Annotated in this window: 23 protein-coding genes; 6 read left to right on the top strand and 17 right to left on the bottom strand. The window is 71.0% G+C overall.

Going from position 1 to position 26,389, the window contains the following annotated elements; genetic code table 11:
* Positions 1–47 precede the first annotated feature (47 nt).
* A complete protein-coding gene (locus tag AC6EUL_RS01755) occupies positions 48–2,726 on the top strand; it encodes a DNA translocase FtsK (RefSeq protein WP_499868482.1) in 2,679 nt (892 codons plus the stop codon).
* Positions 2,727–2,746: 20 nt separating this feature from the next.
* Here the strand turns inward: AC6EUL_RS01755 and AC6EUL_RS01750 are convergent, their stop codons facing one another.
* Positions 2,747–3,787 carry an aldose epimerase family protein gene (locus tag AC6EUL_RS01750; protein WP_499868481.1) on the bottom strand — a complete coding sequence of 347 codons (1,041 nt, stop codon included), beginning with the start codon at positions 3,785–3,787 and terminating at the stop codon, positions 2,747–2,749.
* A gap of 55 nt (positions 3,788–3,842) precedes the next feature.
* The gene (locus AC6EUL_RS01745; protein ID WP_499868479.1) at positions 3,843–5,624 is read right to left on the bottom strand and encodes an ABC transporter ATP-binding protein; all 1,782 of its coding nucleotides are present in this window, start codon (positions 5,622–5,624) and stop codon (positions 3,843–3,845) included.
* 181 nt (positions 5,625–5,805) lie between these two features.
* On the opposite strand from AC6EUL_RS01745, the gene AC6EUL_RS01740 reads away from it, so the two are divergent.
* Positions 5,806–6,765 carry a metal ABC transporter substrate-binding protein gene (locus AC6EUL_RS01740; protein WP_499868477.1) on the top strand — a complete coding sequence of 320 codons (960 nt, stop codon included), beginning with the start codon at positions 5,806–5,808 and terminating at the stop codon, positions 6,763–6,765.
* Between the two features lie 51 nt (positions 6,766–6,816).
* Here AC6EUL_RS01740 and moaD read toward each other — a convergent pair whose 3' ends face one another.
* The 4 genes from moaD to AC6EUL_RS01720 all read right to left on the bottom strand — a co-directional run bounded on the left by moaD (position 6,817) and on the right by AC6EUL_RS01720 (position 10,646).
* Positions 6,817–7,068, bottom strand: coding sequence for a molybdopterin converting factor subunit 1 (gene moaD / locus AC6EUL_RS01735; RefSeq protein ID WP_499868475.1), 252 nt, complete (start codon positions 7,066–7,068; stop codon positions 6,817–6,819).
* Positions 7,069–7,081: 13 nt separating this feature from the next.
* Complete coding sequence (pgsA, locus tag AC6EUL_RS01730) at positions 7,082–7,681, bottom strand: CDP-diacylglycerol--glycerol-3-phosphate 3-phosphatidyltransferase (RefSeq protein ID WP_056212502.1); 600 nt, start codon at positions 7,679–7,681, stop codon at positions 7,082–7,084.
* Positions 7,682–7,739: 58 nt separating this feature from the next.
* Entirely contained in the window at positions 7,740–9,833 is a 2,094-nt protein-coding gene (gene uvrC, locus AC6EUL_RS01725; protein ID WP_499868474.1) for an excinuclease ABC subunit UvrC, read from the bottom strand.
* Between the two features lie 78 nt (positions 9,834–9,911).
* A complete protein-coding gene (locus AC6EUL_RS01720) occupies positions 9,912–10,646 on the bottom strand; it encodes a chemotaxis protein (protein WP_499868473.1) in 735 nt (244 codons plus the stop codon).
* Between the two features lie 246 nt (positions 10,647–10,892).
* Here AC6EUL_RS01720 and AC6EUL_RS01715 point away from each other — a divergent pair, with 246 nt between their 5' ends.
* Complete coding sequence (locus AC6EUL_RS01715) at positions 10,893–11,735, top strand: L,D-transpeptidase (RefSeq protein WP_499868471.1); 843 nt, start codon at positions 10,893–10,895, stop codon at positions 11,733–11,735.
* A 112-nt stretch (positions 11,736–11,847) separates the two neighbouring features.
* Here AC6EUL_RS01715 and AC6EUL_RS01710 read toward each other — a convergent pair whose 3' ends face one another.
* From AC6EUL_RS01710 to pgeF, 3 genes are all read right to left on the bottom strand, one after another.
* Positions 11,848–12,606: a DUF2076 domain-containing protein gene (locus tag AC6EUL_RS01710; RefSeq protein ID WP_499868469.1), complete on the bottom strand. Its 759-nt coding sequence runs from the start codon at positions 12,604–12,606 to the stop codon at positions 11,848–11,850.
* 217 nt (positions 12,607–12,823) lie between these two features.
* Positions 12,824–13,699 (bottom strand): outer membrane protein, encoded by an 876-nt coding sequence (locus tag AC6EUL_RS01705; RefSeq protein WP_499868468.1) that lies wholly within the window; start codon positions 13,697–13,699, stop codon positions 12,824–12,826.
* Positions 13,700–13,963: 264 nt separating this feature from the next.
* The gene (gene pgeF / locus AC6EUL_RS01700) at positions 13,964–14,752 is read right to left on the bottom strand and encodes a peptidoglycan editing factor PgeF (protein ID WP_499868466.1); all 789 of its coding nucleotides are present in this window, start codon (positions 14,750–14,752) and stop codon (positions 13,964–13,966) included.
* 183 nt (positions 14,753–14,935) lie between these two features.
* Between pgeF and AC6EUL_RS01695 the strand changes: the two genes are divergently transcribed.
* The 3 genes from AC6EUL_RS01695 to AC6EUL_RS01685 all read left to right on the top strand — a co-directional run bounded on the left by AC6EUL_RS01695 (position 14,936) and on the right by AC6EUL_RS01685 (position 18,159).
* Positions 14,936–15,508 carry a hypothetical protein gene (locus AC6EUL_RS01695; RefSeq protein WP_082487640.1) on the top strand — a complete coding sequence of 191 codons (573 nt, stop codon included), beginning with the start codon at positions 14,936–14,938 and terminating at the stop codon, positions 15,506–15,508.
* A gap of 409 nt (positions 15,509–15,917) precedes the next feature.
* Positions 15,918–17,003 (top strand): Rieske 2Fe-2S domain-containing protein, encoded by a 1,086-nt coding sequence (locus AC6EUL_RS01690; RefSeq protein WP_499868465.1) that lies wholly within the window; start codon positions 15,918–15,920, stop codon positions 17,001–17,003.
* A gap of 79 nt (positions 17,004–17,082) precedes the next feature.
* Positions 17,083–18,159 (top strand): MBL fold metallo-hydrolase, encoded by a 1,077-nt coding sequence (locus tag AC6EUL_RS01685; protein WP_056353022.1) that lies wholly within the window; start codon positions 17,083–17,085, stop codon positions 18,157–18,159.
* Positions 18,160–18,346: 187 nt separating this feature from the next.
* Here AC6EUL_RS01685 and hslU read toward each other — a convergent pair whose 3' ends face one another.
* From hslU to hemF, 8 genes are all read right to left on the bottom strand, one after another.
* A complete protein-coding gene (hslU, locus tag AC6EUL_RS01680) occupies positions 18,347–19,660 on the bottom strand; it encodes an ATP-dependent protease ATPase subunit HslU (RefSeq protein ID WP_056212486.1) in 1,314 nt (437 codons plus the stop codon).
* Complete coding sequence (locus AC6EUL_RS01675) at positions 19,660–20,730, bottom strand: hypothetical protein (protein ID WP_499868463.1); 1,071 nt, start codon at positions 20,728–20,730, stop codon at positions 19,660–19,662. Before AC6EUL_RS01675 ends, hslU begins: the two co-directional genes overlap by 1 nt.
* Positions 20,731–20,859: 129 nt before the next feature.
* Positions 20,860–22,530: a methyl-accepting chemotaxis protein gene (locus AC6EUL_RS01670; RefSeq protein ID WP_499868462.1), complete on the bottom strand. Its 1,671-nt coding sequence runs from the start codon at positions 22,528–22,530 to the stop codon at positions 20,860–20,862.
* Positions 22,531–22,609: 79 nt separating this feature from the next.
* A complete protein-coding gene (hslV, locus tag AC6EUL_RS01665; RefSeq protein WP_156389583.1) occupies positions 22,610–23,146 on the bottom strand; it encodes an ATP-dependent protease subunit HslV in 537 nt (178 codons plus the stop codon).
* A 112-nt stretch (positions 23,147–23,258) separates the two neighbouring features.
* Entirely contained in the window at positions 23,259–23,654 is a 396-nt protein-coding gene (locus tag AC6EUL_RS01660) for a GFA family protein (protein WP_499868460.1), read from the bottom strand.
* 83 nt (positions 23,655–23,737) lie between these two features.
* Entirely contained in the window at positions 23,738–24,859 is a 1,122-nt protein-coding gene (locus AC6EUL_RS01655) for an ATP-dependent DNA helicase (protein ID WP_056270781.1), read from the bottom strand.
* Complete coding sequence (locus AC6EUL_RS01650) at positions 24,859–25,449, bottom strand: suppressor of fused domain protein (RefSeq protein WP_499868458.1); 591 nt, start codon at positions 25,447–25,449, stop codon at positions 24,859–24,861. The genes AC6EUL_RS01655 and AC6EUL_RS01650 overlap by 1 nt, the downstream gene beginning before the upstream one ends.
* Positions 25,446–26,372 (bottom strand): oxygen-dependent coproporphyrinogen oxidase, encoded by a 927-nt coding sequence (gene hemF / locus AC6EUL_RS01645; protein WP_056212471.1) that lies wholly within the window; start codon positions 26,370–26,372, stop codon positions 25,446–25,448. Before hemF ends, AC6EUL_RS01650 begins: the two co-directional genes overlap by 4 nt.
* Positions 26,373–26,389: the final 17 nt, after the last annotated feature.

Genomic DNA, 26,389 nt, shown 5'->3' with positions numbered 1-26,389 from the left:
GGCGACGCTACCGTCGCCGGACAGTTCCCCATCGTGTCTGGTACCGCATGCGCTCGCTTCGCCGTTCCGCATCGCCCTACGATACTTTCGTCGACAGCTTTCGCCCGTTCCTGGCCAAGCGAATGACGGAGTTGGGCGGTCTCGTGCTGTTTGCCGGTGCCACCGCGCTGACGGTCGCCCTGGCGACGTGGTCGATCGACGATCCGAGCCTCAACCACGCCACCGACCACCCGGCCCACAACGTCCTGGGCACCGGCGGCGCCGTGGTCTCGGACCTGGCGATGCAGCTCCTGGGGCTCGGCTCCCTGGCTTTCGTGCTGCCCCCGGCGCTCTGGGGCATCCAGTTGATGCGCACGCGGGCGCTGCCCCGGGGCGGCCTGCGCCTGACCCTGTGGATCATCGGATTCTTCGCCGCGAGCGCGGTGGCGAGCGCGCTGCCCTCGACGGCGCGCTGGCCCCTGCCCACCGGCCTCGGCGGCGTCGCCGGCGACGCGCTGATGCATGCCGCCCGCACGATGCTCGGGATCGTGGCGACCCCGTTCCGCGCCTTCGCGGGCTTCCTCTTCGCCGGTGTCGCGATCCTGTGCCTCACGGGGGCCTGCCGGGTCGGCGAGCTCGATGCGGAGGATCTCGACGCTTACGACGCGCCGCCGGCCCCCGTGCGCCAGCCCGCGCGCGGCCGGCCCGACGCCAGCCAGGACGGACGCTACGAGGACGACGAGCCGAGCCTGGGCATCGTCTCCCTCGGGGCGATGGCGCAGGCCCTGATGGGTGGGCGCACGGCCCTGGCGGCGCGCATCGCCGATTGGCGCGCCGAGCGCGCGGCCGCGGCCACAGCGCTCGCCTATGCGGGCGCTTCGCCGGCCCTCGCCGCGCAGCGCGCCTTCGCGGCCCCTGAGGACGCCCCCTGGGCGACCCACGCCCCCGATGCCCGGGTGGCCTCGTCGGACGGCCGGCGCGAGCCGGTCTTCGACGCGCCGCCGCAGGCGCCGTCCGCGTCGCGGCGCCCTCCGGTGCCCGTGCATCACGGCGACGAGGAGGCCGACGACACGGACGAGGTCGAGGTCGCGCCCGTCGAGGCCGCCGCGCCGGCGCGCTCCCGGGTGGCGCCCGCGGCCCCGCCGCCCGTCCCGGCCGCCGCCCGTCGCGCGGCTCCGCCCCAACCCCTGAATGCCGAGAACTACCGGCACCCCGCTCTGGAGCTTCTCGCCGACGCGCCGCGCCTGCCTGCCTCGAGCCAGATCTCGTCGGAGGCCCTGGAGCAGAACGCCACCCTGCTGGAGGCGACCCTCAGCGACTTCGGCGTGCGCGGCGACATCCTGGCCGTGCGTCCTGGACCCGTCGTCACCCTCTACGAGCTGGAGCCGGCGCCCGGCACCAAGTCGAGCCGCGTGATCTCGCTCGCCGACGACATCGCCCGCTCGATGTCGGCGGTCTCCGCCCGCGTCGCCGTGGTCCCCGGCCGCAACGCCATCGGCATCGAGCTGCCGAACGCCCGGCGCGAGACGGTGTACTTACGCGAGTTGCTGGCCTCCGCCGATTTCGCCGAGACCAAGCAGAGCCTTGCCCTGTGCCTGGGCAAGAACATCGGCGGCGAGCCGATCATCGCGGATCTGGCCAAGATGCCCCACCTGCTGGTGGCCGGCACCACGGGCTCCGGCAAGTCCGTGGCCATCAACACCATGATCCTGTCGCTCCTCTACCGGATGAAGCCGGAGGAGTGTCGCCTGATCATGGTCGACCCGAAGATGCTGGAGCTCTCCGTCTACGACGGCATTCCGCACCTGCTCTCCCCCGTCGTCACGGACCCGAAGAAGGCGGTCATCGCCCTGAAATGGGCCGTGCGCGAGATGGAGGAGCGCTACAAGAAGATGTCGAAGGTCGGTGTGCGCAACATCGACGGCTTCAACGCACGCCTCGCCGAGGCGCGCGGGCGCGGCGAGATCCTGACCCGGACCGTGCAGACGGGCTTCGACCGGCAGACCGGAGAGGCCGTCTACGAGACGGAGGAGATGGACCTTTCGGCGCTGCCCTACATCGTGATCGTGGTCGACGAGATGGCCGACCTGATGATGGTGGCGGGCAAGGACATCGAGGGGGCGATCCAGCGCCTGGCGCAGATGGCGCGGGCGGCGGGCATCCACCTGATCATGGCGACCCAGCGTCCCTCGGTCGACGTGATTACGGGCACGATCAAGGCCAACTTCCCGACCCGGATCTCCTTCCAGGTGACGAGCAAGATCGACAGCCGCACGATCCTGGGCGAGATGGGCGCCGAGCAGCTGCTGGGCCAGGGCGACATGCTGTTCATGGCCGGCGGCGGGCGCACGACGCGCGTGCACGGGCCGTTCTGCTCCGATGCGGAGGTCGAGAGCGTGGTCGCCCACCTCAAGCGCCAGGGCCGGCCCTCCTACCTCGAAGCCGTCACGGCGGAGGAGGACGGAGCGTCGGGCGGAAAGGGCGGCGCGGACGAGATCGAGGTGGACGGCGCGGTCTTCGACCAGGGCAGCTTCGGCGAGGCCGGCGGCGACCTCTACGACCAGGCCGTGCAGGTGGTGCTGCGGGACAAGAAGGCCTCGACCTCCTACATCCAGCGTCGGCTGCAGATCGGCTACAACCGCGCCGCCTCCCTGATGGAGAAGATGGAGATCGAGGGCATCGTCGGTCCGGCCAACCATGCCGGCAAGCGCGAGATCCTGATCGAGGCGGATTCCCACCACGGCTGAGGCGCTCGGCGGCGCCCGACCTACGGCACGCTCCCGAACCGGTAGGTCGTGGTCGCCCGGAAGGGCGCGTCCGGCCGCAGGACGGTGCTGGGAAAGGCCGGGTGGTTCGGCGCGTCCGGAAACCCTTGCGCCTCGAAGCAGACGGCGTCGCCCGCGCGGTAGAGGCCGCCGCCCGAACCCGTCACCGTCCCGTCGAGCATGTTGGCGGTGTAGAGCTGCAGCCCCGGCCGCGTCGTCGCCACGGTGAGGCAGCGTCCGCTCTTTGGATCGACCGCCTGCGCCACCACGCGAAGAGTCCCTTCGCCGCCGAGCACGTAGGTGTGGTCGTAGCCGTGGGCCAGGGCGAGCTGCGGGTGCGCCGTCCGGATGCGGGCCCCGAGGGCCGTCGGTGTCCGGAAGTCGAAGGGCGTCCCGGCCACGGGCAGGATCGCGCCCGTGGGAATCTGCTCGGCATCGATCTCCAGCACCGCGTCCGCGGCGAGGGTGACGACGTGCCCGAGGGCGCTGCCCGCGCCCTCGCCGGCAAGGTTGACGTAGCTGTGGTTGGTCAGGTTGAGGATCGTCGGCCGGTCGGTGACGGCGACGTAGTCGATCGCCAGCGTGCCGTCGTCGTCCAGGCGGTAGGTCACGGCAACGTCGAGATTGCCCGGGAAGCCTTGCTCGCCATCGGGGGATCGGTAGGCCAGGGTCAGGTTGGCCGCGTCGGCGGCTTCGACCCGCCAGATCCGCCGGTCGAAGCCCTCCGGCCCGCCATGCATGGTGTTGCGGCCCGCGTTCCGGGGCAGCTGGTACGCCGCTCCGTCGAGGCGGAAGCGGCCGCCGGCGATGCGGTTGGCGTAGCGCCCGATGATCGCGCCGAAATGCGCGTCGCTCGCCGCGTAGCCCGCGAGGTCGGCGGCCCCGAGGACGACGTTCGCCACGCGGCCCCTCCGGTCCGGCACGTCGATCCGGCTGACGATGCCGCCGTAATCGAGCACCTGCACCCGCAGGTCGCCCCGCGCGAGGGTGTGGCGCATCACGGCCGCGCCGTCCGCCGTGGTTCCGAATGGCTCTGTCCGCATCGACGTCCGAGTCCCGCTCCGGCCGGCTCAACGCGCGGCGGGCGGATCGGTCCCGTCAGGCCGGCACGGCCGCGTCCTCGACGTCGCCGGAGAGCTGCATCCGATGGAGCCGGGCATAGGCGTCCCCCGCCGCCACCAGCGCCTCGTGGCGCCCGGTCTCGACGATCCGCCCGGCCTCCATGACGACGATGCAGTCGGCATCGCGCACGGTGGAGAGCCGGTGCGCGATGACCAGGGTGGTGCGGCCCCGCATCAGGCGCAGGAGCGCGTCCTGGACGAGGCGCTCGGACTCGGAATCGAGGGCGCTCGTCGCCTCGTCGAGGAGCAGGATCGGGGCGTCCTTGAGGAAGGCGCGGGCGAGCGAGATGCGCTGGCGCTCGCCCCCCGAGAGCCGTCCGCCCGCGGGACCGACGGGGAAATCGTAGCCCTCCGGCAGGCGGCTGATGAAGCCGTGCGCCGCCGCCGCCTCGGCCGCCGCCTCGATCTCGGCGCGGGTCGCCCCCGGCCGGCCGAAGCCGATATTGGCCGCGATGGTGTCGTCGAACAGGACCACGTCCTGCGAGACCACGGCCACCGCCGCGCGCAGGGAGGCGAGGGAGACGGTGCGGATGTCCTGCCCGTCGATGCGCACCGCGCCCTCGGTCACGTCGTAGAGGCGCGGCACGAGGTTGAGCAGGGAGGACTTGCCCGAGCCCGAACGCCCGACCAGGGCCACCGTCGCCCCGGCCGGAACGGTAAGGTCGATCCCCTCCAGGGCCGGCGCGTCGGCGCGGTAACGGAACTGCACGTCGCTGAAGCGAATCTCGCCCCCCGCCACCTGGAGCGGGCGCGCCCCCGGCACGTCGCGGATCTGCGGCGCCTCGTCCATGAGGGCGAAGTAGCGCTGGAGCGCGGCCCCGGCTTCCTGAAGGATCGCGTTGAGGGTGCCCAGCGTGCGGATCGGCTGCGAGGCCAGGAGCAGCGCAGTGACGAAGCCGGTGAAGTCGCCGACCGTGCGGTCGCCCGAGGTCACGCGCTGGCCGACCAGGGCCAGCACCGCCGCCACCGCGAAGCCGCCGCCGATCTCGAGGAGCGGGTCGAGGCGCCCGCGGGCATTGGCGGCCTTCATCTTGAGGCGGCGCACCTCGTCGAAGGCCCCCTTCGCCCGGCCCTTCAGGTAGCCTTCGAGCGCGTAGGTCTTGGCGATGCGGGCGCCCTGCAGGCTTTCGGTGATGAGGCTCGCCGTGAGGCCCATCCGCTCCTGCGTCGCGGTGGAGACGCGGCGAAGCTTCCTGCCGACCCGGCCGATCGGGCCGGCGACGAAGGGCACCACCACGCCCGCCACCAGGGTGAGGACCGGATCCATCCAGACCAGGGCCGCCACCAGGGCGATCAGCATGGCGATGTCGCGCAGGAGCACCGTGGAGATGCGGGTCAGAGCCTCCTTGATGAAGGCGAAATCCGTGGTGAAGCGCTGCGTGAAGGCCGCCGGGCTCTCGCGGCCGAGCTGGGCGAGGTCGGATTCGATGAGGTGCCCGTAGAGGGCGGCCTGCATGTCGGCCTCGACCCGGGTGACGACCCGGTTGGTCAGGACGTTCTGGCCGAACAGCGCGAAGCCGCGGATCGACGTGATGGCGATGACGATCACCGGGCCGTAGGCGAGTGCGGCCATGTCCTTGCGGTCGAAGGCGTCGAAGGCGAGCTTGATCAGGGTCGGGTACAGGCCGGTCGCCGCGCCCACGATGGCGATGAGCACCAGAACCACCGCGAGGGTCGCCCGGTGCGGACGCAGCCATTCCCGCCAGACCCGGCCGAGGAGGGGCAGGATGTCGCCCTTGGGAAGCGCCCGTCGCGCCATCTGATCCGCTCTTTCCGTGTCGTGCCCGTCCGCCGGCACGCGGGCCGCGACTGCGGGGGTGTTTGCGTCCGCCCGCCGGCGAGATCAAGCAAAAGCCATTGGGGGCGCGCTCCGCGGTCCGGCTAGGAAATGTGATAATGTTACAGTAGAGCGGGGGAGCTTACCGAAAGGATCGTCCCCGATGCCGTTCCGGCTCCTGTCCCCGCGCCTGCGCTTCCGTCTACCTGCCGCCCTCGTGCTCCTGCTCGGCCTGCTCGGTCCGGTCTCGGCGGCGGAGACGAAGCTGCGGGCCGTCGCGACCTTCTCGATCCTGGCCGACCTGGTGGCCCAGGTCGGCGGGGACCATGTCGCCGTGACCTCCCTGGTGCAGCCGAACGCCGACGCCCACGGCTATACCCCGGCGCCGAGCGACGCCCGCACCCTGGCGGATGCCAAGCTCGTCGTGGTCAACGGCCTTGGGCTGGAAGGGTGGATCGACCGCCTCATCAAGGCCTCGGGCACGAAGGCGCCCGTCGTCGTCGCCTCCGCGGGGGTCAAGCCGATCGAGGCGGAGGACGACGATCACGGCCATAGACACGACCAGGGCGGCCCCGGCCACGCGCACGGCCACCACGACGATCCCCATGCCTGGCAGAGCATCGCCAACGCGCGAATCTACGTCGGCAACATCCGGGATGCCCTGGTGCGGATCGACCCGGACCATGCCGCGGCCTATGCCGACAACGCCAAGGCGTATCTCGCCAGCCTCGACGCCCTGGAGGCCGAGGTCCGGACGGGGATCGCCGCGATCCCGAAGGCCCAACGCCGGATCATCACGACCCACGACGCCTTCGGCTACTTCACCGCCGCCTACGGCCTGACCTTCATCGCCCCGCAGGGCGTGTCCACCGACAGCGAGGCGAGCCCCCGGGACGTCGCCCGGATCATTCGCCAGATCCGCCAGGAGAAGATCCCGGCCGTCTTCCTGGAGAACATCAGCGATCCGCGCCTGATGCAGCAGATCGCCCGCGAGAGCGGCGCCGTGATCGGGGGCAAGGTCTTCTCCGACGCCCTGTCGGGGCCGGACGGGCCGGCGCCGACCTACGTGGCGATGATGCGCCACAACCTCACGGCCTTCACGGCGGCCCTGGGCAGGCGCTGAGCAGGGCGCCCCAGCCGCCGATCATCGGCCGCCAGGGCTGAGGCCCGAGCCTCAGCCCCCTGTCATGGGGGGAAAGAACGCGATCTCGGAGGCGCCGGCGATCGGTGCGTCCGGCTTGGCGTGGACTCGGTCGATCGCCGCGCGGACGATGCCGGTGGTCTCGAAGGCGTAGGCGTATTCCTCGCCCCGGCCACGCAGCCAGTCGACGAGGTCCGCGACCGTGACGATTCCTTCGGGGAGGTCGACGGTCTCCTCGACCTTGCCGACGCGCTCGCGCACCCAGGCGAAATACACGAGCTTCATCGCGTGGTGTCCCTCAGCGTGGGTCGTCGATGACGTGCTTGATGCCGGCGCGCAGGTAGTCCCAGCCGGTATAGAGCGTCAGCGCGGCGGCGATCCAGAGGAGGACGGTTCCCGCCCGGATCGTGCCGGGCAGGATCGTTTCCCCGGCCGGGCCGGCGACGAGGAAGCCGATGGCGATCAGCTGTACGGTCGTCTTCCACTTGGCGACCTTGCTCACCGGAACGCCGACCTTTAGCTCGGCCAGGTACTCGCGCAGGCCCGAGACCAGAATCTCCCGACACAGGATCACGATGGCGGCCCAGAGGGTCCAGCCCACGATGGTGTTGTCCGCGGCCAGCATGAGGAGGCAGGCGGCCACCAGGAGCTTGTCGGCGATGGGATCGAGCATCCGCCCGAGGGCCGAGCTCTGGTCGTAGGTCCGCGCCACGTAGCCGTCGAGATAATCGGTGATCGCCGCCAGGATGTAGACCGCCAGGGCGCCGAAGCGCGCGCCCGGCTCGGTGGGCCAGTACAGCAGAGCGACGACGACCGGCACCGCCACGAGCCGCCCGTAGGTCAGGCAGTTCGCGAGCGTCCAGGCTGGCGACCGGCGGCGGGTGAGGACGGGATTCATCGCAGGCGTGAAACCATGTGCGGCGGTGGGGGTCAACCGCCCGGACGCGCCGATCTCGTCACGCATGGGTGTGAAAGAAGTCGTAGACGGCGCGGGCCGTGGCGGCGTTGACCCCCGGGGTCTTCGCCAGGTCCTCGAACGCCGCGCGCTGGATCGCCTTCACGGTGCCGAAGTGGTGCAGCAGCGCGCGCTTGCGGCTGGGGCCGATTCCCGCGATCTCGTCGAGGGGGTTCTTCACCATCTCGCGCTTGCGCTTGGCCCGGTGGCTGCCGATGGCGAAGCGGTGCGCCTCGTCGCGCAGGCGCTGGACGAAGTAGAGGGTCGGGTCGCGCGGCGGCAGCTTGAAGGGGGGGCGGCCGGGCACGAAGAACGTCTCGCGCCCCGCGTCGCGGTCCCGGCCCTTGGCGATGCCCACCAGGGCGACCTCGGTGACGCCGATCTCCTCCAGGGCGGTGCGGGCGGCGTCCAGCTGCCCCTTGCCGCCGTCGATGAGCACGAGGTCGGGCCAGGCCGGCAGGGTGTCGCTCTCCGGGGACGCCTCCGGGACGGGGACCTCGGCGCCGCCTTCGCTGGCGGCGATCGCGGCCTCCCGGGCGGTGCGCGGGTTCTCCTTGACGAGGCGCTTGAAGCGCCGCTGTAGCACCTCGCGCATCATCCCGTAATCGTCGCCCGGGGTCAGTTCCTCCGACTTGATGTTGAAGGTGCGGTAATGCTGCTTGGCGAAGCCCGTCGGCCCGGCCACGATCATGCCGCCGACGGCGTTCGTGCCCATGATGTGCGAGTTGTCGTAGACCTCGATCCGCCGGGGCGTGCCGGCAAGCCCGAACGACTGCCCGAGGGCGGCGAGCAGCTTGCCCTGGGAGGCGGTGTCGGCGAGGCGCCGGCCGAGGGCCTCCTTGGCATTGCGCTGCGCGTACTCGACGAGGTTCTTGCGCTCGCCCCGCTGGGGCTGGTGGATCTCGACCCGGTACTCCGTGCGGCTCGACAGGGCGGCGGCCAGGAGCTCCGCATCCTCGATGGCGTGCGAGACCAGGACGCTGCGCGGCGCCGGCTTGTCGTCGTAGAACTGCCCGATGAATGAGGCCAGGACCTCGTCCGGCGTCATGGTGCGGTCGGCCTTGGGGAAGTAGGCGCGGTTGCCCCAGTTCTGGAAGTTGCGGAAGAAGAACACCTCGATGCAGAACTGGCCCGCCTGTTCGTCGAGAGCGAAGACGTCGGCCTCCTCGACGCCCTGGGTGTTCACCCCTTGCGTCCCCTGGATCGCCGACAGGGCCGCGATGCGGTCGCGGAACCGCGCCGCCCGCTCGAATTCCATCTTCTCCGAGGCGTCCTGCATCTCCTCGCGCATGCGGTCCTTCACGGCGTTCGACTTGCCCGCCAGGAAGCTCTTCGCGCTGTCGGCGAGCGCGCGATAATCGTCGAGGTCGATCTCGCCGGTGCAGGGGCCGGAGCAGCGCTTGATCTGGTAGAGCAGGCAGGGCCGGGTGCGGTTCTCGTAGTAGCTGTCCGTGCAGGTGCGCAGGAGGAAGGCCCGCTGCAGGGCGTTCACCGTGCGGTTCACCGCCCAGACGCTGGCGAAGGGGCCGTAATAGCTGCCCTTACGGCGCCGGGCGCCGCGATGCTTGATGATCTGCGGCGCTTCCGAATCCGCCGTGACGAGGATGTAGGGAAACGACTTGTCGTCCCGCATCAGCACGTTGAAGCGGGGCTTCAGCTGCTTGATGAGGTTGGCTTCGAGGAGCAGCGCCTCGGTCTCGGTGGCGGTGGTGACGAACTCCATCGCCGCCGTCTGCGAGATCATGCGGGCGATGCGGTTGGAATGCGCCTGGCCCCGGGCATAGGAGCCGACCCGCGCCTTCAGGTTCTTGGCCTTGCCGACGTAGAGGACGTCGCCCTTCTCGTCGAACATCCGGTAGACGCCGGGCGAGGTCGGCAGGGTCGTCCAGAACCGCCGGATCACCTCGGTGCCGGCCTTGACCGCGCCCTCCTCGAAATCGAAGTCGATCTCGGGGGCGTCGTCGGCCTGGGCGAGGTCCTGCGCCTCCTCGGAGGCGTCCTCCCGGAAGCCGTCCTGCGGGAAGCCGTCCTGATCGTCGAAGCCGTCAGGCGGCAGATCGTTCGAGGCGGGGTCTTTCGCGGGCGCGCGGCTCATGCCGCTGACTTAAGCCTCGGGGGAAGGCGAGGGAAGGGGCGACGGAGGAGGCGCGCCAGGCGACCCGGCCCCGTCGCCTCAATCGAACAGCGCGTCGATGTCGCCCTGGTCGACGTGGCCAATATCGTCGGCGAGCTTCGGCCCGTTGAGGAGCGAGCTCTCGTCGTCGATGTCCACCTTGGCGGGATGGGCGCCCAGCAGCTCGCTGAAGGTGTCGAGGCCGCCCCAGGCCTCGATCATCCGGTCGAGGTGTTCCTCGATGAACTTCAGCACGCCCACGATCTTGTTGATGCGCTGGCCGGTGAGGTCCTGAAAGTTGCAGGCCTCGAACGCGACCACGACGCGGTCGAGGATCGCGTCGATGTTCTCGCGTCCCGCCATGGTGGTGGTCATGGCGCGCAGCATGCTGGCGTTGGTCTCGATCTCCTCGATCGCGCCCAGGATCGTGCTGGTGGCGCGCTCAGTGGAGTCGACGACGGCATCGAGCTCGCCCGCCACGCGGCGCATGCCCTTGCCGGTGTTCTCGGAACGGTAGAGCGTCGCGATCTCCTGCTTGGTGCGGGTGATCGCATCCTTCATGATGTCGAGCTCGGAGCGCATGGCGAAGGCTTCGTTCAGCTCCTTCCGGCACGCCTCGATGGTCTCCACCGTGCTGGTCTGCGTGACCTTGCGCAGGTCCTGGATCGCGGACAGGATCTCGTCCAGGCGCTTGTTGTTCAAGGTGACCGCCTCCGACGAGACGGCGGGTTCCATCGCCACGGGGGCGCTCGCGAGGCCGAGACTGTCTTCGATGCGGTAACGTTTGAGAGTCATCGGTCGCGATCAGCCAGCAAGAGTGAAGCCGGGTCATCCTGCGCCCAACTGATTGCGATTTCTTGAACGTCACAACTCATCGGCAACCTTTACGGCGCGTTCACGCTGAATCCATTCCCCTGTTCGCCGCCGCGTCGGCCTGAACGATTCACCATGTTCCTTCACCGGGTGTCCGCACCGGACCGCGATCCTGGCCCCATGTCGCACCCCTGAGCGGGGTCGATCGGGCTTGGAGCGTTGACGAGCATGCGGTTCGATTGGTGCGTGGCCATCGCCTGCCTGACGGCGGGATTTGCGGGGCAGGGGAGTGGGGCGCAGGCGCAGGGCGCGCCGCGGCCGGGCGCCTATGGCGGCGGCTTCCTCGAACTCCTGATGAGCGATCGGCCGGGCGCGCAGGCGCCTCGGGCCATGGCGGAGCGCCCGATCCCCGGCCGGCGCCTGCCGGACGAGCGCACGGAGGCGCGCGCGCCGGCGGCCTATGCCGCAGCCGTGCCGCGCCAGCTGCATTCGGGCGATCGGGTTCCCCCGGAGCCGGAATGGGAGCCGCAGGCGCAGATCGCGCCGCAGCGCGTCCCGGTCCGCCTCGCCGCCCTGCCGACGGCGCCGGCGCGGGAACCGGCGGTCGAGAGCATCGCCCGTGCCCCGGATGCCCGCTACGCGCGGCAGGTGGTCGCCTTCGACGGGCCGCAGCGTCCCGGCACCATCGTGGTCGATACGCCGGGGAAGGTTCTCTATCTGGTGCAGCCCGGGCACCAGGCGATCCGCTACGGCATCGGCGTCGGCCGACCGGGCTTCGCCTGGTCGGGCCTGAAGACGATCAGCCAGAAGCGGGAATGGCCGGACTGGACGCCGCCCCAGGAGATGATCCGCCGCCGTCCGGACCTGCCGCGCCACATGGCCGGCGGCCCCGGTAATCCGCTCGGCGCCCGGGCTCTCTATCTCGGCTCGTCGCTCTATCGGATCCACGGCACCAACGAGCCGCACACGATCGGGCAGAACGTCTCGTCCGGCTGCATCCGCATGATGAACGAGGATGTCATCGATCTCTACGAGCGCACGCCGGTCGGCACGCGCGTCGAGGTCCTCTGAAGTCCGAGCCCCGAAGATCCGAGCCCCGAAGATCTGACCCCTGGAGAAGACCTGATCCCTGAAACGGAAGAGCCGGCGCCTGTTCGAGGCGCCGGCTCTTCGTCATCCTGGATCAGACCCAGTCGTCGTCCCCGCCGCCGCCGAGGTCGCCCCCGAAATCGCCGCCGGAATCCTCCGTGAAGGACGCATCCTGAAGGTCGTTGCCACCGCCGAGGGCCGAGCCGAGATCCTCGTTGCCGCTGCCGCCGAAGAAGTTGTTCTCGGTGATGTTCGGGGTGCCGCCGAGACCGGCCGCCGCCGCGCTGCCGAGCTGGGAATGGCCGCCCGCGAAGGCGTTGGAGAGGGCGCTGCCGAGGAGCATGCCACCGGCGGCACCCGCCGCCATGGGCAGCGCCGTCGCCATGAAGCCGCCGCCGCGCGCCGGCGCCGCCTGCTGGCCGGCCCAGGGGCCCCCCTGCTGCGGACCGCCAAAGCCCGGCTGCTGTCCGTAGCCGGGCTGCGGCTGACCATAGCCCGGCTGCTGCGGCTGTCCGTAGCCTGGTTGGCCGCCCTGGTTGCCCCAGGCGCCGCCCTGGCGTGGCGGCTCGGTCTGGCGGGCGGAGGAGCCGCCGCCGAAGATGCTGGACAGGAAGCCGCCGCCGCCCTGGGGCTGCTGCTGGCCCGCACGGCGCAGCTGCTCCAGCTGCTCGTTCAGGCTCTTGATCGCCTCTTCCTGCACGTAGATGAGCTGCGCCATGGCGTAGGGCGCGTAGGGCTGTGCCCGGATCTTGTCGGCAATGAAGCGCTCGGCTTCCGCGTCACGGGGCTGGCTCGAAGCCTGCTCCAGGCGCTGGAAAATGCCGCCGATGACGTCGCGTTCTTCGCTGTTCATGGAGTCGTCCTCCTGGGGCAAGCCGGCGGGTGACCACCCGCACGGGCGGGTCAGAGATGGGGGTGCCGCCGGCCTTTGTCAGGGGTTCAACGCAAACTTTGCCGTCCCGGATGCATGCGCCGAATCCGAATCTGCGCAGAACGCGGAAAAGCCCGGCCTTGCGGACCGGGCTTTCCTGTCGAGGCGCGCCCCGCGAGGGGCGCGACCGGAGCGGATCCTAGTAGGAGCCGAACTTATAGTTCAGGCCGGCGCGGACGACGGCGAACTCGGTGTCGCGCACCTGGCGGCCGCCGCTGGCGAGCACGACGCCCGGGCTGGTGACGCTGACTTCCTGACCGGCGTTGTTGACGGCGAAGACACCGTTGTTGCGGTTGCCCTGGTCGAGGTTCACGTACAGACCTTCGATCTTCAGCGTCACGGCCGAGGACTTGAAGAAGTTCAGGAACGAGTCGGTGGGAAGCGCGTACTCGATACCGCCGCCGGCAGCCCAGCCGGTCTGGAAGTCGTCACGGCTGCGGTTGGTCAGACCGAAGTCGCGACCGCCGCCCGAACCGTAGGCGAAGCCGCCGGTGCCGTACACGAGGGTGCGGTCGAAGGCGTAGCCGAGGCGACCGCGGACGGTGCCGAAGTAGTCGAGGCCCGAGACGCCGGCCGGGTTGAAGACCTGCTGGGCGGCCAGCGGGCCGGTGGCCGAGAAGCGGTTCCGCTCACGACCGAAGTCGACGTACTGGGCGTCGGCCTCGACACCGATCACGACACCGGAGCCCGGGGTGAACTGGTAGTTGTAGCCAACCTGACCACCGCCGACGAAGCCGTCGTTGCTCTGGCCGTTGCTGAAGGCGATGGCGGCGGTGGTGCCCGGCAGGACCAGGGTGCTGGCGCCGTTCACGCCGATGACGGTCGGCTGGTTGTTGCTGGAAGCGTCGAAGCCGTAACCGGCGTTGAAACCGGCGTAGAAGCCGGTCCAGGTGAACACCGGAACCGGCACGAACACCGGCGGGGGAGCCTGACGACGCGGAAGGTCGGCGGCGAAGGCGGAGCCGGCGATCGCGATGCCGGCGAGCGCGGTGGCGCTGCGAAGGAAGGATTTCATGATCTGGTCCTCTAACCGTTACGCACCGGCGCCACTCTTACGGGTGGCGTCCGCTGCAGTTCCCCGTCTTTAAGCCAGCAGCGTGCGAGAAGCTGTTGCGTTACGATCACGCCAGCCGCAGCGAACGCGGCCCCTTTGTGGCGGTACTCGTCTTATTCTCACCCACTCCGTGAACACCGAACGCGCATCAATGGCCAAGGTTCGCGTACGGCCACGCTTTTTTCCTCACCCGTCTTTGACAAAGTGTCGCAGGGGCTGGGCAGCCTACGGGGACAGCGCGATCGCGGAGATCAGGCGGCCATAATCCCTTTCGCCGCGATGGGTGGTCCGGCGGTAGCTGAAGAATCGGTCGGGATCCGCGTAGGTGCAGCACCCGAGATCGCTCGCCCGGGTGACCCCAGCCTGCGCGAGGCGCGCCAGGATGAAGCCCGGCAGGTCGAACTGAGCATGAGCCTCCCGTGCTCCGGGACCGAGGAAGCGCTCGAAGCCGGGGGCGTCCGCCCGGAATCGTGCGATGAAGTCGGGCCCGACCTCGTAGGAGGCCTGCGCGATCGTCGGGCCGAGGACCGCGACGATGCGGTCGCGCGCGGCGCCGAGGCCCTCCATCGCCGCGAGGGTCCGGTCGATCACGCCGCCCAGGGCGCCCTTCCAGCCCGCATGCGCCGCCCCCACGACGCGGTTCTCCGGATCGGCGAACAGGATCGGCCCGCAATCGGCCGTGGCGATCCCGAGGGCGAGGCCGGGGACCCGTGTCACCATCCCGTCGGCCTTGGGGCGATCGGCCAGGGCGATCGGACCCTCCACCACCACCACGTCGGGCGAGTGGACCTGGTACAGGCTGACGAGGGCGTCCGCCGGGACGTCCAGATGACGGCTCATGCGGCGGCGGTTCTCGCCCACGTGGTCGGGCGCATCGTTCGAGCCGAGGCCGCCGTTGAGCGCGGCGTAGATGCCCTCCGAGACGCCGCCGCGCCGGGTGAAGAAGGCGTGCCGAATGCCCGGGAGGCCGGCGAGATGCGGGGACTCGAGGGCTTCGGGATGTTCGCGCGTCATAGGCACTGCGATCCTTGAGGAGGACGTCGTTTCTGGACAGGGACTGCGTGGGCACGGCCTTCGCGACGGCGAGGTCTGCGTGCGGGGCCTCGAGAGACCCCGGCGACACCCTGACGTCGCGGCTCTTTACGGTTCGTTAAGCATGTTTTGATCGGATGCGTCTCAAGAGTCGAGGATCAGCCGATGTCCGAAGCAGCCCGTCACCCCGCCCCGTACGAAACGGCAACCCGTCCGCAGCCCGGTCCGCTGCGCGATTGGCTGGCGGCGATGAAAGCCGCGACCCATCCGGCGGGCGCCGAGCCGCAGCCGACCGTCGCTCCGGCTCCGCTGGCGGACGAGGCCCGGGCCGCCGAGCCGACCAAGACCTGGACGCCGCGGGTCGTGACGCCGGCCCCCGCCCCGGCGGAGGCCGCCGAGGGCGACCTCTCGGACCTCATGGCCGAGAACATCATGCTGAAGGCCAAGCTCAAGGTCGAGAACGACCGCTACGACGCGCTCCAGGGCGTCATCGCCCGCGAGCTGCGCAACCTGCGCGCCCATGTCGAAGCCGAGATGCAGGAGTTCGAAGAGGCGCGCCGCGAGCGCGACCGGCTCAGCGCGTCCCAGGGCGAACTCGAGAAGGAGGTCCGCGACCTCCGGGCCAGGAGCGCGGACGAGGCCGCGCAGCTCTCAGAGATGCGCAGCGAGCGCGACCTCTGGGCCGCCCGGGCCGAGGCGCTGGCGCAGCCCATCTTCCAGAAGCGTAACGGCCTCTGAGGCCTGCGCCCCCACCCTGAAACAGCGAAGGGCCGCCCCGTGAGGGGCGGCCCTTCCATTGCCGAACCGCTCTTGTCCGGCCGGAACTCTCACGTTCGCGTCGAGCGCTAGAAGGCTGCGCCGGAGGCGACGGTCCAGGTCCGGGTGGCCGGGGTGAGCGGCTGATGACAATGAGACACTGGATCACCTCCTTTCGTTCGTTGCGGGTGAGCCGAAGTTAGTCAGCCCCTTCCGGTTTGAAAAGGCCTGCGCCCGCGCCCTTCCGCCGCTCCCTTGGGAAGGGTCCCCGGAGCCGCAGGGGGCGGCTGGCCTCGGCCCCGCCGGCGGTCTAAAGGTTCCGGCCTTCCCCTCGTGCGGCGCGGCACCGGCCTCGTGTCCGCGCCCACCGGCCACGGACCCGCTCCCCTCCATGTCCACAGCCCTGCGGATGCCGGCGCCCGACGAGGCGGCGCTCGACCCGGACGCCATGCGCCAGCCCTTGCCCGACGCCTGGTACTGCGTCGGCCGGTCCGAGTCCCTGAAGGCGGGGGCCCTGCGCGCCGTGGAGCTCAACGGCGAGCAGATCGTCCTGGGCCGCGAAGCCTCCGGCGCCCCCTTCGCCCTGCGCGACCGCTGTCCCCATCGCGGCATGGCCCTGTCGAAGGGCCGCTTCGACGGCGGTGAACTGACCTGTCCGTTCCACGGCTGGCGCTTCGGCACCGACGGGCGCTGTCGCGACGTGCCGACCCTCTCGGCCTCGGACACGGCCGATTTCACGCGCATCGCGGTGCAGCGCTTTCCCATCCGTGAGAGCGCGGGCTTCGCCTGGGTCAATCCGTATCTCGGGCCGGAGACCGGCTCGCCCCCGGCGGCGCTGCCGGACCTCGGCTTCACGGCGGCCGGCTCTCTGGTGGTCGAACTCGTGGTCGAGGCCTCCTTCGACCTGACGACGCTCAGTCTCGTCGATCCCGGCCACGTCGCCTTCGTGCACGATTCCTGGTGGTTCCGGCCCTCGAAGGAGCTGCGGGAGAAGGTGAAGACCTTCACGCCGACCCCGCACGGCTTCACCATGACGAGCCACGCCACCACGACGAGCTCGCCGGTCTACCGGCTGCTCGGCGGCGTGCCCGCGGTGGAGATCGAGTTCCGCCTGCCGGGGGTGCGGCTGGAGCGGATCGAGGCCGGGACGAAGCGGGTGGCGAACTACACCTTCGCCACGCCCCTGACCCAGAACCGGACGATGCTCACCAACGCCCTCTACTGGAACATGCCGGCGCTGAATCTCCTCAAGCCCGTGGCGCGGCCGCTAATGCGCCAGTTCCTCACCCAGGACCAGCAGGTGCTCCAGCACGCCCAGGCCGGCCTCGACCGCAAGCCGACCATGGTGCTGTTCGGCCAGGGCGACCTGCCGTCGCAATGGTACTTCCGCCTCAAGCGCGAGGCCTTGCAGGCGGCCCGGGAGGGGCGGCCCTTCGCCAATCCCCTGGCCACGCAGGAGCTGCGCTGGCGCTCGTGATCGGCCGGCACCCGCGCATCGACCTGCGATGCGTGGCCGCGGCGCTTGATCGGCGCGCCGCAGCCGCCATCTCGGATCCATGAAACGGCACAGTCTGATCAAGGCGTTGAGCGCCGCCACGGTGATGACGCTCGGCGGGGTCGGCTATGCCGCCCACAAGCGCGGGCGCAACCCCTATTATCGCGGGCCGCGCAGCGACCATTTCGACGGGGTCCGCTTCCACAGCCCGGACCAGCCGCCGGACAAGACCCTCGGCGACATCGCCCGCTGGCGCTCCCGGCGCGGGGTCGACAGCCCCCTGCGCCAGGCCTGGCCAGCCTTCCACCCAAGCCCCTACGCCGCCGAGGTGCCGCCGGAGCGGGTGTCGGGCCTGCGCGTCACCCTGATCGGGCATGCGAGCTACCTGTTCCAGGTCGCCGGCCGCAACATTCTGGTGGATCCCGTCTATGCCCGCCGGGCGAGCCCGGTGGCATTCGCCGGCCCCAAGCGGGTGAACCCGCCGGGGATCGCCTTCGCCGACCTGCCCCCGATCGACGCGGTGCTGATCACCCACAACCACTACGACCATCTCGACGGGGCGACGGTCGCACGGATCTGGCAGGCGCATCAGCCGCTAGTCCTGGCGCCGCTCGGCAACGAGGCGATCCTGCGCGCCTACGACGACACCATGCACGTGGAGACCCGCGACTGGGGCGAGTCGGTGGATCTCGGCGGCGGCCTGACCCTCCACGTCACCCCCGCCCATCACTGGTCGGCCCGCGGCCTCAACGACCGGCGCATGGCCCTGTGGTGCTCTTTCGTCCTCACGACCCCGGCGGGCGTGCACTACCATTCGGGCGACACGGGCCTCCGCGACGGGGCGACCTTCCGGGAAGCCCGCGCGCGCTTCGGGCCGCCACGCCTCGCCACCCTGCCGATCGGGGCCTACGAGCCGCGCTGGTTCATGAAGGACCAGCACATGGACCCGGGCGAGGCCGTCGAGGCGGGGCTGCTCCTCGGAGCCGACCAGATGCTCGGCCACCACTGGGGGACCTTCCAGCTCACCGACGAGGGCATCGAGCAGCCGGTGGACGCCTTGGCGGAAGCCTGCGCCGCGCAGGGCCTCGCCCCGGAGCGCTTCCTCGCCATGCGGCCGGGCCAGGTCTGGGAAGCCTGACGCGGTCCGGGGCCACCGCCGCGGCTGGGCACTCCGTGACGGCGCCTCGCGGAGACGGCGGGCGCCGGCCATCCCGTGGCGGGCGCCCCACCAGCCGGCCCGGTCCACGGGCGCAACGCACCCCGGGGCAGGTCCGGGACCCTCCGGCGCCGCCGGGCCGCGTCTGCGGTCCGGGCGGCGACCCGACCTACAGAATGAACCGGCTCAGATCCGCGTTCGCCGCCAGGCTCTCCACCCGCGACCGGACGTAGGCGGCGTCGATCGGCACGGTCTCGCCCGACCGGTCGGTGGCCGTGAAGGAGATCTCGTCGATGACGCGCTCCAGCACGGTCTGGAGCCGGCGGGCGCCGATGTTCTCCACCGAGTTGTTCACGTCCACGGCGACGCGGGCCAGGGCGTCCACCGCGTCCTCGCTGAATTCGAGGGTGACGCCCTCGGTCTGCATCAGCGCCACGGTCTGCTTCAGCAGGCTCGCCTCCGTCGAGGTCAGGATCTGGCGGAAATCCTCGACGGTGAGCGGCTGCAGCTCGACGCGGATCGGCAGGCGGCCCTGCAGCTCCGGTAGCAGGTCGGAGGGCTTCGACACGTGGAAGGCGCCGCTGGCGATGAACAGGATGTGGTCGGTCTTCACCGGCCCGTGCTTCGTCGCCACGGTGGTGCCCTCGATCAGGGGCAGCAGGTCGCGCTGCACGCCCTCGCGCGAGACGTCGGCCGAGGAGCGGCCCTCGCGGGCGCAGATCTTGTCGATCTCGTCGAGGAAGACGATGCCATTGTCCTCGACCTCGCGGATCGCCTCCTGCGTCAGGGATTCGGCGTCGACCAGCTTGTCGGATTCCTCCGCCAGCAGGGGGGCGTAGGCGTCCGTCACCGTCATCCGGCGCGGCTTGCCCTTCTGGCCGCCGAGGGCCTTGCCGAGCATGTCGCCGAGATTGACCGCGCCCATGGACGCGCCCGGCATGCCGGGGATGTCGAACATCGGCAGGCCGCCCGGCGCCCCGCCGGAGAGCTCGAGTTCGACCTCCTTGTCGTCGAGCTCGCCCGCCCGCAGCTTCTTGCGGAAGCTGTCGCGGGTGGCCTGGCCCGCGGTCGGGCCCACCAGGGCGTCGAGGATGCGGGCTTCCGCCGCCGCCTCGGCCTTGGCCTTCACCGAGCGGCGCTTCTCCTCGCGCTTGAGGCCGATGCCGACCTCCACGAGGTCGCGCACGATCTGCTCCACGTCGCGGCCGACATAGCCGACCTCGGTGAACTTGGTGGCCTCGATCTTGAGGAACGGCGCTCCGGCGAGGCGTGCGAGGCGGCGGGCGATCTCCGTCTTCCCGCAGCCCGTCGGCCCGATCATGAGGATGTTCTTCGGCGCGACCTCCTCGCGCAAGGGGCCGGTGAGCTGCTGCCGGCGCCAGCGGTTGCGCAGCGCGATGGCGACCGCGCGCTTGGCGTCGGCCTGCCCGACGATGAAGCGGTCGAGTTCCGAGACGATCTCGCGGGGGGAGAAGGTGGTCATCACGCTCCGATCGGATGCGGCAGCCGGGCTGCCAGGGGGCGGGGGAGGGCGCGCAGCAGGGCGGCGCGCAACGGGTGCCACCCGGCGCTGAGCGCCAGGATGAAGGCCCCGAGGGTGAGGAGGCTCAGCGGGATCGTGCTGCCGGCGAACCCGGCCTCCCGGACCAGGGACCCGAGGGCGATCCCGGCATAGACGAGGCCTGAGACCAGCAGCGCGCGGCGGTCCACCGCGAGCGCGATGCCCGCGAGGCCGAGCACGATCGCCAGCACGCCGAGGGTCGCGGCCTGTCCGCCGCCGGCCGTCAGGGTGCCGAGGATCGGATGCACGATCAGGGGGGCGGCCAGGAGATGCAGCCAGAAGGCGATGTCGGTGCGCCGGGTGACGCGGGCCGGGTCGTACAGGTCGAAGCGCATCGCCAGGGCGAAGACGCCGAGGCCGGCGGCGATGAACAGGGCGTTGCGCGCCGCCAGGGTCAGGTCCGGCGCCACGACGAGCAGGAGGCCGAGCAGCACGGCGCAGAGGGCGGCCGCGCCCGCCGCCACGGTGATCGGCACGGCGAAGCGCCGGTAATGCAGGGTCACCAGCCCGAGGGTCGCCAGCCCGCTGCCGATCAGCGGGCCTGGGCCCAGGCGGTCGGTCGCCATCAGGTCGAACAGGGTTGGCCAGCTCGCCCCTGTCGTCCCCGCGCCGGCGAGTCCGAAGGCCGCCGACGACTGCACCGCGAGGGCGAAGAGGACCAGCAGAACGATGCTGGGCAGGGCCATGCGGCGCCGGCGGGTGAAGAATTCGGCGAGCCCCCAGGCGAGGGCGGCGATCAGGGCGTAGCCGGGCGCCGGGCCGAGGGCCGACAGGCCGAAATGCGCGCAGGCGCCGAGGAACAGGAACAGCCCGAGGGTGACGAAGATGTCGGCGAAGCCCGAGACGAAGCGCAGGCGCTCGTCGTCGCGCGGCGCGTCGAGGCCGATATCCGGCCCCGGGTTCGCCCGCGCCAGGCGATCGAGGGAGGCGGCCTGGATCTCGGTGATGATGCCCTCGGCCACGGCGCGGCGGAGGTGGTCGGCGGTGATCACGACGGAACCTCGCGGTGGGTCGCCCCGCGCAGGGCGAGGGCGATGCCGCGTCGGGCGGGACAGGGGGCTGGGCGACGCACGTCCCCGACTTAAGCGCGCCGCCCCGCCCTTTCCAGACGGTCCCGTGTCTCAGGCGGCGCGGATCGACCCCACGAAGTGCGTGACCTCGCCGTCGAGGGCGCTGGAGCGGCGGGCGAGCTCCGCCGCCGAGGCGAGAACCTGCGCCGCCCCGGCGCCCACCTCCACCGCCGCACCCTGGACCTCGGCCATCGTCTCGGTGACGTCATGGGTGCCGCGGGCGGCGTCGCTGACGCTGCGGGCGATCTCCTGCGTGGCGACCTGCTGCTCCTCCACCGCCGCCGCGACGCCGAGGGCGATGCTGTGCACGCTGCCGATGGTCGTGCCGATCTCGCGGATCGCCTCGACGGTCTCGCGGGTGGCGGCCTGGATCATGCCGATCTGCGCCGTGATCTCGTCGGTGGCCTTGGCGGTCTGGGCCGCGAGGGTCTTCACCTCGGTGGCGACCACGGCGAAGCCCCGGCCCGCCTCGCCGGCCCGCGCCGCCTCGATCGTGGCGTTGAGCGCCAGCAGGTTGGTCTGGCCGGCGATGTTCGAGATCAGGGCGACGACGTCGCCGATGCGGGCGGCGCCCTCGGCGAGGGCCTCGACGCGGGCGTTGGTCTGGCGGCTGCTCTCGACGGCGTTGGCCGCTGCCGCCGAGGTCTGGCCGACCTGCTGCCCGATCTCGTTGGCGGTGGCGGCGAGTTCCTCCGTGGCGGCGGCCACGGCCTGGACGTTCTGCGCCGTCTCCTGGGCGGCGCGCATCACCGCGGCCGATTGCCGGTTGGTGCGCTCGGCCTGGGCCGACATCGAGCGGGCGGTCTCCTCCATGGCGGCGGCGGCATCGGAGAGGTCGCCCACGAGGGCGCCCACGCTGCCCTGGAAGCGGTCGGCCAGCTCGGTCCGCTCGGTGCGGCGGCGGGTCGAGGCGAGCCCGGCGGCCTCGTCCTGCGTCGCCCGCAGGGTCTCGGCCTCCCGCATGGAGCGGGCGAAGACCTGCATGCTGGCCCAGATGGCGCCGATCTCGTCGCGCCCCGGCTTGACGGCCGGCAGGTCGAGCTGGCCCTCCGACAGACGCCGGATCGCCGCGGCGACCCGGGCGAGGGGCGCGGCGATCTGCCGGTGCCCGATCAGGATGCCGAGCACGAGGCTCGCCAGGGTGCCGCCGGCCGCCAGGGCGATCAGCAGGGTCAGGCGGCTGTCGTAGAGGGCGTCGGTCGCGGCATCGATGGCGGTGACCTGGGCCTGGCCGCCGGCCACCAGGGCGTCGATGGAATCCTGGAAGGCCTGTCGGTTGGCGCGGTTGGCCTCGTTGAAGCCGAAATCCGCCGCCGCCTTCGGGGCGACCGCGGTTCCCGCCCGGGCGATCTCCTGGCGCAGGCTGGTGAAGGTGGCGGCCCCCTGCACGACCCGCTCGAACTGCGCGCGCTCCGCCTCGGGCACCCGCCGGCCCAGGGCGGCGAGGAGGTCGTTCATCGCCGTCAGGTTCTGCCGCATCCGGTCGGCGTATTTCTGCGCGTCGGCCGTGTCCTTGGCGGCGTAGACGCCGCGGGATTCGAGGACGACGTTGCTCACGAGCCGGTTGACGTTGGCCGCGTCGAGGGCCCGGCGGGCCGCCTGCCGGGACTCGACCATCGCGGCGTTGAAGGCCGAAAGGGTACCGATCCCGACGCCAGCGACCACTAGGGTGATCGCCCCGCAGGCCAGGACGAACATCAGTATCTTCGCCTTGATCGTCATGTCCGAGATCCCGTCACGAGCTTTCATTCAAGCTCGTAAGCAGTGTCTCGAAAACTTCGGTTAACGGATCGGAGCTCGGTCAGCTTTCAGACGTTTCCAAGGTCTCGATCACGAGGCTGTCATTCGTGTAGACGCAGATCTCGGCGGCGATCCGCATGGCCCGGCGAACGATCTCTTCTGCGTCATGACTGCTGTCTTCGAGGGCGCGGGCAGCCGACAGGGCGTAGTTCCCGCCCGAGCCGATCGCCATCACGCCGCTTTCCGGCTCCAGCACGTCGCCCGCGCCCGAGAGCAGCAGGCTGACCTCCTTGTCGGCCACCAGCATCATCGCCTCCAGGCGGCGCAGGTAGCGGTCGGTGCGCCAGTCCTTGGTCAGCTCGACGCAGGCCCGGGTCAGCTGCCCCGGATACTGTTCGAGCTTGGCCTCCAGCCGCTCAAACAGCGTGAAGGCGTCGGCGGTGGCTCCCGCGAAGCCGCCGATCACCGTGCCCTTGGCCAGGCGCCGGACCTTGCGGGCATTGCCCTTGACGATGGTCTGGCCGAGGCTGACCTGCCCGTCGCCGCCGATCACCACCCGGCCGCCCTTGCGGACCATGAGGATCGTGGTGGCGTGCATCTGCGGCGGACCGCTCGCTTCGGAATGGGACAAGACAGGCTCCGGTTCGGGTGGGAGAACCGCTCACGTAGGTGCTCGCGGGGTTCGCTCCAAGCGCCGCCGGGGTCTCGGCCTATCCGGGATAGCGCGGAAAGGCCGGCAGCGCGTCGAACCGGCCGAACCATTCGGGCGCGTCCGCGACCTGGATGCGGATCGACGGGGGCAGGGCGTCGGGATCGTCCAGGGTCGCGGTGTGGAGGTCGACCTGGCCCGGGAAGACCGCCGCGTTGCGGTAGAACAGGTTGGTGCCGCAGGTCCCGCAGAATTCGCGGAGCACGCCGGGCGAGGATTCGTAGGCGGTCGGGGTGCCGGTGATCGTGATCCGCTCGTCCGGGAACAGCGCGAACCCCACCGCGGGTGCGCCCGAGGACCGTCGGCAATCGGTGCAGTGGCACAGGGCGCTGTGGCTCGGCTCGCCCGCGGCCAAGTATTGGATGGCGCCGCAGCGGCATCGTCCGGTCAAGGCCATGCGAATCTCTCCCCCCCGCGCACGCCTTCGTTGTCCCCGAGGGGCCGGCAACGCGCAAGCCGCCGGGGGCCACGCAAGCCCCTCTAGACCACGACGGTGATCCGCTTCGCCGCCCGGGTCAGGCCGGTATAGAGCCAGCGCGCCCGGTGCTCGCGGAAGGCGAAGGACTCGTCGAACAGCACGACGTCGTCCCATTGCGAGCCCTGCGCCTTGTGGACCGTGAGGGCGTAGCCGTAGGTGAACTCGTCGGTCTCGCGCTTCAGGAAGGCCGGGATCTCCTCCTCGGAGCCCGACATCACGGCCTTGAGGACCTTGATGTCCACCGGGCGGCGGCGCAGGGCCGGGTCGTCCTCGGGCACGACGTCGAGGCGCACCGTGTCGGAGCGCGGTGACGAACGCTGCGCATGCACCGTCCAGGTGGAGCCGTTGAGGAGGCCCTTGGTCCGGTCGTTGCGCAGGCAGACGAGCTTCTCGCCCACCGCCGGCATCGGGTCGGTGTGGCCGGCGAGCTCCCGCAGGCGGTTGTTGTAGAGCCGCCGGGTCTTGTTCATGCCCACCAGCACCTGGTCGGCCTGCAGCACCACGGCCGGGTCGATGGACCGGCGCGAGACGATGCGGCTCTCGCCGTAGTCGCCGAGGGTGAGGCGCCCGCCCTCGCGTACCGTCATCGCCATGCGGACGATGGGGTCGTCGGCCGCCTGCCGGTGGACGTCGGTGAGCATCACGTCGGGCTCGGCCTCGGTGAAGAAGCCGCCCCCGCGCACCGGCGGCAGCTGCGCCGGGTCGCCGAGCACCAGCACCGGCCGGTCGAAGGAGAGGAGGTCATTGCCCAGATCCGAATCGACCATCGAGCACTCGTCGATGACGATGAGTTCGGCCTTCGAGACCGGCCCGGTGCGGTTCAGGGTGAAGGCCGGGCCGCCGTCCTCGGTCTCCTTGGTGCGGTAGATCAGGCTGTGGATCGTCGCGGCGTCGTGGCAGCCCTTCTGGCGCATCACCGAGGCGGCCTTGCCCGTGAAGGCGCCGAACACCACCGTGCCCTCGACGTCGTCGGCGATGCGCCGGGCGAGGGTGGTCTTGCCGGTGCCGGCGTAGCCGAAGAGGCGGAAGACCTGCTGGCCGCCGGACTTGCGCCAGTCGGAAATCGCCTTCAGGGCCGCGTCCTGCTGCGGGGCGAAGCGGGTCGGCAGGGGGGCATCGGCCATCAGAGCACCGAGGGCCGCTGCAGGTCGAAGAGGTCGGTACCGCGCGCTGCGAACAGGTCCTCCAGGGCATCGCCCCCGGATTCCTGCGCGAAGGCGTACTCGGCCTCCGAGATCGGCACCGCCTGGAGGAAGGCCAGCGCCGCGTCTGCGGTGGCCGGTGTCTCCAGCCGGGCCTCGAACAGGGCCGGCGGCACGAACAGGACGTGCGCGAGGCTCGCCGGGAGGCCCGTGAGCAGGCCGGGAAAGACGATGCCGGGGGCCAGGAACCAGCGCCCGTCGATGACCTGGAAGGCGCAGGCCGCCACCATCCGCGCCACGTCCGGGTCGGTGCTCACACCCAGGATCTCGCAGCGCCCGGGGAATTCGACGCCGTCCTGGTAGAGCGGGTGGTTGGCCAGGGTCACCGTGGCGCAGGCGGTGAGGCCGGGGCGAGGGGCGTCGCGGCAGGTCAGGATGTCGACGTGGCTGCGACCCGTCTCGTCGGCGTGCCGGGCGACGGAGGGCACGCCGCCGAAGGCGCCCGCCAGCATGCGCGCCACCGCCCGGTTGGTCTCGGTGATGTCCGCCGGAGGGGCGGCCGGAGCGCTCACGGCCAGCGCACCGTGGGGGGCAGCGACGACAGGATCGAGGCGACGTTGCCGCCGGTCTTCAGGCCGAAGATCGTGCCGCGGTCGTAGAGCAGGTTGAATTCCACGTAGCGTCCGCGCCGGACCTGCTGCTCCAGCCGGTCCTCCTCGGTCCAGGGTGTCGCCAGGTTGGCGCGCACGATGGCCGGGTAGGCCTTGAGGAAGGCCCCGCCCACGTCGCGGGTGAAGGCGAGATCGGCCTTGGGGTCGCCGGTCCAGTGATAGTCGTAGAAGATTCCGCCGATGCCGCGCGGCTCGTTGCGGTGCTTGAGGTGGAAGTACTCCTCGCACCAGGCCTTGTAGCGGGCGTAGTCGGCGGCGGGCGCGTGGGCGTCGCAGGCCTCCCGCATGGCCGCGTGGAAGGTCAGGGAATCCGGGTCGTCCTGGGTGCGGCGCCGGTCGAGCACGGGGGTCAGGTCGGCGCCGCCGCCGAACCACGTCTTCGTGGTCACCACGAAGCGGGTGTTCATGTGCACGGTCGGCACGTTCGGGTTCCAGGGATGCGCGATCAGCGAGATCCCGGTGGCGAAGAAGCGCGGGTCCTCGGCCGCCCCCGGCATCTGGGCGCGGAACTCCGGGGCGAACTCGCCGTGCACGGCCGAGACGTGGACGCCCGCCTTCTCGAAGACCCGGCCCTTGATCATCGCCATGGTGCCGCCGCCGCCGGGCGCGCCGGTGTGGTCGGTGCGCTGCCAGGGCGTCTTCACGAAGGTGCCGGGCTCGGCCGGGGCGTCGGGATGGAACGGCCCGGTCGCCTCCGCCTCGAGGGTCTCGAAGGCGGCGACGATCCGGTCGCGCAGGGTGGTGAACCAGGCCGTCGCCTCGGCCTTCACGGCGTCGCGCTCGGCCTCGGGCAGCGGGGGGACGGAGGATTCGGGCATGGTCATGCCGGGGGATGTCCCAT

The organism is Methylobacterium sp. 001424705 (assembly GCF_059816145.1).
Note: the sequence above shows the minus strand (reverse complement) of the source record. Positions and strands in the feature narration are given on the sequence as shown.

What these genes read in the sequence shown, in the direction of transcription:
- AC6EUL_RS01670 (WP_499868462.1), bottom strand. Translation starts at nt 22,530, where the DNA reads ATGACGATCAAGGCGAAGATACTGATGTTCGTCCTGGCCTGCGGGGCG.
- moaD (WP_499868475.1), bottom strand. Translation starts at nt 7,068, where the DNA reads ATGAAGCTCGTGTATTTCGCCTGGGTGCGCGAGCGCGTCGGCAAGGTC.
- AC6EUL_RS01655 (WP_056270781.1), bottom strand. Translation starts at nt 24,859, where the DNA reads ATGGCCGATGCCCCCCTGCCGACCCGCTTCGCCCCGCAGCAGGACGCG.
- AC6EUL_RS01710 (WP_499868469.1), bottom strand. Translation starts at nt 12,606, where the DNA reads ATGAACAGCGAAGAACGCGACGTCATCGGCGGCATTTTCCAGCGCCTG.
- AC6EUL_RS01705 (WP_499868468.1), bottom strand. Translation starts at nt 13,699, where the DNA reads ATGAAATCCTTCCTTCGCAGCGCCACCGCGCTCGCCGGCATCGCGATC.
- pgsA (WP_056212502.1), bottom strand. Translation starts at nt 7,681, where the DNA reads ATGAATCCCGTCCTCACCCGCCGCCGGTCGCCAGCCTGGACGCTCGCG.
- AC6EUL_RS01690 (WP_499868465.1), top strand. Translation starts at nt 15,918, where the DNA reads ATGTCCACAGCCCTGCGGATGCCGGCGCCCGACGAGGCGGCGCTCGAC.
- AC6EUL_RS01720 (WP_499868473.1), bottom strand. Translation starts at nt 10,646, where the DNA reads ATGACTCTCAAACGTTACCGCATCGAAGACAGTCTCGGCCTCGCGAGC.
- AC6EUL_RS01745 (WP_499868479.1), bottom strand. Translation starts at nt 5,624, where the DNA reads ATGGCGCGACGGGCGCTTCCCAAGGGCGACATCCTGCCCCTCCTCGGC.
- AC6EUL_RS01750 (WP_499868481.1), bottom strand. Translation starts at nt 3,787, where the DNA reads ATGCGGACAGAGCCATTCGGAACCACGGCGGACGGCGCGGCCGTGATG.
- AC6EUL_RS01755 (WP_499868482.1), top strand. Translation starts at nt 48, where the DNA reads ATGCGCTCGCTTCGCCGTTCCGCATCGCCCTACGATACTTTCGTCGAC.
- pgeF (WP_499868466.1), bottom strand. Translation starts at nt 14,752, where the DNA reads ATGACGCGCGAACATCCCGAAGCCCTCGAGTCCCCGCATCTCGCCGGC.
- AC6EUL_RS01685 (WP_056353022.1), top strand. Translation starts at nt 17,083, where the DNA reads ATGAAACGGCACAGTCTGATCAAGGCGTTGAGCGCCGCCACGGTGATG.
- AC6EUL_RS01740 (WP_499868477.1), top strand. Translation starts at nt 5,806, where the DNA reads ATGCCGTTCCGGCTCCTGTCCCCGCGCCTGCGCTTCCGTCTACCTGCC.
- hslV (WP_156389583.1), bottom strand. Translation starts at nt 23,146, where the DNA reads ATGCACGCCACCACGATCCTCATGGTCCGCAAGGGCGGCCGGGTGGTG.
- uvrC (WP_499868474.1), bottom strand. Translation starts at nt 9,833, where the DNA reads ATGAGCCGCGCGCCCGCGAAAGACCCCGCCTCGAACGATCTGCCGCCT.
- AC6EUL_RS01715 (WP_499868471.1), top strand. Translation starts at nt 10,893, where the DNA reads ATGCGGTTCGATTGGTGCGTGGCCATCGCCTGCCTGACGGCGGGATTT.
- AC6EUL_RS01695 (WP_082487640.1), top strand. Translation starts at nt 14,936, where the DNA reads ATGTCCGAAGCAGCCCGTCACCCCGCCCCGTACGAAACGGCAACCCGT.
- AC6EUL_RS01660 (WP_499868460.1), bottom strand. Translation starts at nt 23,654, where the DNA reads ATGGCCTTGACCGGACGATGCCGCTGCGGCGCCATCCAATACTTGGCC.
- hemF (WP_056212471.1), bottom strand. Translation starts at nt 26,372, where the DNA reads ATGACCATGCCCGAATCCTCCGTCCCCCCGCTGCCCGAGGCCGAGCGC.
- hslU (WP_056212486.1), bottom strand. Translation starts at nt 19,660, where the DNA reads ATGACCACCTTCTCCCCCCGCGAGATCGTCTCGGAACTCGACCGCTTC.